Genomic DNA, 3,730 nt, shown 5'->3' on the forward strand with positions numbered 1-3,730 from the left:
AGCAGCTTCATGACGGGCACGACGCCGCTGGACTGGTTCTCGATGTGCTTGATGGGGGCGCCCTGCTCCCGCAGGTTGCTCAGCAGCAGCGCCACGCCGCCGCCGCGCTTGCTCAGCTGCAGGGCGGCGTTGATCCCGCGGGAGATGGACTCCATGTTGTCCTCGATGCGCACGAGGAAGCAGCTGACCGGCTCGCCGCGCTGGGCCTTGCCGAGGTTGAGGAAGGTGGGGGTGGCGGGCTGGAAGCGTCCCGAGATGATCTCGTCGGCGTACTTCGTGGCCATCGCCTCGTCGCCTGCCGCCAGCTCGAGGGCCACGGCCGCGCAGCGCTGGGGGAAGTCCTCGAGGTACTCCCTGCCGTCGAAGCTTTTGAGGGCGTAGGACGTGTAGAACTTGAAGGCTCCAAGGAAGGTCTCGAACTCGAAGTCCAGGGATTCGACGTGCCCGTAGAAGGAGTCGAGGAACTCGGGGGCGTACCGCTCGAAGACGGAGCCGTCGTAGTACTGGTTGTCGATGAGGTAGGCGAGGCGCTCGCGCGTGGAGGCGAAGCGGTGGGTGTGCTTGGCGACGTGGCCGGCGACGTACTGTCGCTCGGCCTCTTTGTCCTTGCTGAACTGGATGGAGCCGTCGGGCGCGTAGAGGTTGAGCATCGCGTTGAGCGCGTGGTAGTCGTGCGCCGCGTCGGGCGTGCCGGAGGCGCTCTCGTCATCGTCCGTGTTGTCCATGCTCAGGGTGGTGTCGTCGGTGATGGCCATGTCAGTCGTCCCTTTCGCCGATGGTGGCGGTCTGTGTGGATTGGAATGCCCTTGTCGGGTCGGAGGCCGTCGCGGCGGTCGACCCGACTGTTGCTTCCGGCGCTGCCGGCGCCGGCGTGGGCGCCTGCTCGTGCTGCAGGCGGCGGAGGAAGTCGGGCACGCCCCGGCGGACCTTCTCGCGGTCCTCCGGGGTTCCCAGGAGCTCGAAGTAGTAGAGGAAGGGGACCCGGCACTTCGCGGCGACGATGTCGCCGGCGGCGCAGAAGGCCTCTCCGAAGTTGGTGTTTCCCGCGGCGATGACGCCGCGGATGAAGGCCCTGTTGGCGGGGTCGTTCAGGAAGCGTTTGACCTGCATGGGCACGGCCTTGCGGGCGTTGCCCCCGCCGTAGGTCGGCACCATGAGAATGAAGGGCTCACGCACGTTCAGCGGGGGCTCCCTGGGTCGCAGCGGGATGCGGTAGACGTTGACGCCTTCGTCCTCCAGCCGGCAACCGGCCACGAAGCGGGCCGTGTTCTCCGATGCGGAGGAGAAGTACACGACGGCGCCGATGGCCTTGCCGGTCGCGGCGCGCTCCGGCGCGCTCGCGCCGGATGCGCTCACGCCAGGACCTGGTGGGGCTGTTTCGCGAGTTCGCGGATGAGGTCCGGGCGGTAGCCGCTCCAGGACGCGTCCTCGGTCATGACGACCGGGGCCTGGAGGAATCCGGCGGCCTTGATGCGGGCGAGGGCGGCCGCGTCGGAGGTGACGTCCACCACGTCGAAGCCGATCCCCTGGCGGGTGAGCTGGCGCTTGGTGGCTTCGCACTGCACGCAGCGAGGCTTGGCATAGACGGTGACGGTCATCGTGACTCCTTGTTCTCCGTTTTCAGTTTCGTTCCGTTGTCGTTCGCATGTCCGCGGCGGCTCTTCCGCGTCCCCTCCAGGGGCCGGCGAGGAAGCCGCACCGGGGCGGATCCGTTCAGCTAGATTACATGGCTGTAGTTTACCGTCAATCCCCCAGTTCTAGTGGCGTGTCGGCAGCGTAGCCACTAGATGTAGTGTTTTTGGCGTCATGATGCGGCTTGCGCGATGTCCGGCGAAGGCCAACGGGGACGATTCGCGGCGTGAATGTCGCCTATATCACATCGGTGTCGGATGCACTCGTTTTCCGTGCTCCCGGGCAGGTCCTGCGGCCTCCGCATCACGTTCGGGGTGGACGGTCTCCGCCTCGGATGCCCGTCCTGGATGCCCTGGCCGCGTGGGGCGTCCTGGATGCGCGGTGCCTTCGGGGGTCATGCCGCGCGTTCTCTTCGCCCAGAGGCGAGACGTGCAGCCTGCTCGCTAGACTGAACGCGGCACTGCCGCTCCCGGCCCGTATCCGGGGACGGGTCGATGACACTATCCGAAAGGCATCGCAATGGCCGTTGAGGCAACAGCAAACATCGGGGTCGTCGGACTGGCGGCCATGGGTTCCAATCTCGCGCGCAACCTGGCTCATCATGGCAACACGGTCGCGCTGTACAACCGCCATTACGAGCGCACGCAGAAGCTTGTGCACGAGCACGGCGATGAGGGGTCCTTCGTTCCCTCCTCGACCGTGGAGGATTTCGTCGCGTCCCTGAAAAGGCCGCGTACGGCCATCATCATGGTCAAGGCGGGGGCGCCTACCGACGCCGTCATCTCCGAGCTCGCCGATGCCATGGAGCCGGGCGACATCATCGTCGACGGAGGCAACTCCTACTTCAAGGACACCATCCGCCGCGAGAAGGAGATCCGCGCGCGCGGCCTGCATTTCGTCGGCTGCGGCGTCTCCGGCGGCGAGGAGGGCGCCCTCAACGGCCCGTCCCTCATGCCCGGCGGCACCGAGGAGTCCTGGCGCACGCTGGGGCCGATCCTGCGATCCATCGCCGCGGTGGCCGAGGGCGAGCCCTGCGTGACGCATATCGGCGAGAACGGCGCCGGCCATTTCGTCAAGATGGTGCACAACGGCATCGAATACGCCGACATGCAGCTCATCGCCGAAAGCTATGACCTGATGCGCCGCGGGCTGGGCATGTCCCCGTCCGAGATCGGGGACGTTTTCGAGAAGTGGAATGACACGGAGCTTGACTCCTATCTCATCGGCATCACGGCCGAGGTGCTGCACCAGACCGACAAGGCCTCGGGGCGTCCCCTGGTGGACGTCATCGTCGACCATGCGGGTATGAAGGGCACGGGCACGTGGACGGTGCAGACGGCGCTGTCGCTCGCGGTCCCGGTGACGGGCATCGCCGAGGCCGTGTTCGCCCGTGGTCTGTCCAGCCAGTCCGACCAGCGCGATGCGGCGGCCCAGGCGAAGCTCGCCGGACCGGAGCAGCGGATCGGCGTTTCGGAGGCTGACCGCGAGGCCTTCGTGGAGGACATCCGGCATGCCCTGTACGCCTCGAAGATCGTAGCCTATGCGCAGGGCTTCGATGAGATCCAGGCGGGGGCGAAGGAGTACGGCTGGAAGATCGACCTGGCCGCCGTCTCCCGCATCTGGCGGGGCGGATGCATCATCCGGGCGCGTTTCCTCAACGTCGTCTCCGACGCCTTTGAATCCGGCGCCGCGGACGTGTCGCTTCTGTTCGCGCCCTACTTCCGGAAGGCCATCGCCGAGGCGCAGGACTCGTGGCGTCGTGTGGTGGCCCGCGCGGTCGAGGGGGGCGTCCCCGTGCCGGCCTTCGCCAGCTCGCTGTCGTACTACGACGGGCTGCGTTCCGACAGGCTTCCGGCGGCCCTCATCCAGGGGCAGCGTGACTTCTTCGGCGCGCATACCTACGGCCGCACCGATCGTCCCGGCGCCTTCCATACGTTATGGGCTGAGCCGGGCCGCCCGGAGATCGAGGCGTAGCCTCGCCGGGCGGTGGCGCGGGCCGCTGTGCGGCGCGCGTCAGGCGAGGGCGGAGCGGCGCGGGGTGCGTCGCGGAGCTGTTGTGGGGCCGGCCCGTGGGGCCGGTCCGCTGTTGCTGGGCCCG

Annotated in this window: 3 protein-coding genes and 1 pseudogene; 1 reads left to right on the plus strand and 3 read right to left on the minus strand. The window is 67.7% G+C overall.

Annotation, left to right across the window (positions count from 1 at the left end; all coding sequences use genetic code 11):
* From RWX87_RS06645 to nrdH, 3 genes and pseudogenes are all read right to left on the minus strand, one after another.
* The coding region (locus RWX87_RS06645) for a ribonucleotide reductase N-terminal alpha domain-containing protein (RefSeq protein ID WP_399552336.1) at nucleotides 1-749 on the minus strand (749 nt) is incomplete at its 3' end.
* A 154-nt stretch (nucleotides 750-903) separates the two neighbouring features.
* Nucleotides 904-1,356: pseudogene (gene nrdI / locus RWX87_RS06650) on the minus strand (class Ib ribonucleoside-diphosphate reductase assembly flavoprotein NrdI); the annotation flags it as partial.
* Nucleotides 1,353-1,598: a glutaredoxin-like protein NrdH gene (gene nrdH / locus RWX87_RS06655; protein WP_314688809.1), complete on the minus strand. Its 246-nt coding sequence runs from the start codon at nucleotides 1,596-1,598 to the stop codon at nucleotides 1,353-1,355. The pseudogene nrdI and the gene nrdH, both read right to left, overlap by 4 nt.
* A gap of 553 nt (nucleotides 1,599-2,151) precedes the next feature.
* Between nrdH and gndA the strand changes: the two genes are divergently transcribed.
* Nucleotides 2,152-3,606 carry an NADP-dependent phosphogluconate dehydrogenase gene (gene gndA, locus RWX87_RS06660; RefSeq protein WP_314688810.1) on the plus strand — a complete coding sequence of 485 codons (1,455 nt, stop codon included), beginning with the start codon at nucleotides 2,152-2,154 and terminating at the stop codon, nucleotides 3,604-3,606.
* Nucleotides 3,607-3,730 lie beyond the last annotated feature (124 nt).

The organism is uncultured Bifidobacterium sp. (assembly GCF_963540075.1).
Lineage (GTDB): Bacteria > Actinomycetota > Actinomycetes > Actinomycetales > Bifidobacteriaceae > Bifidobacterium.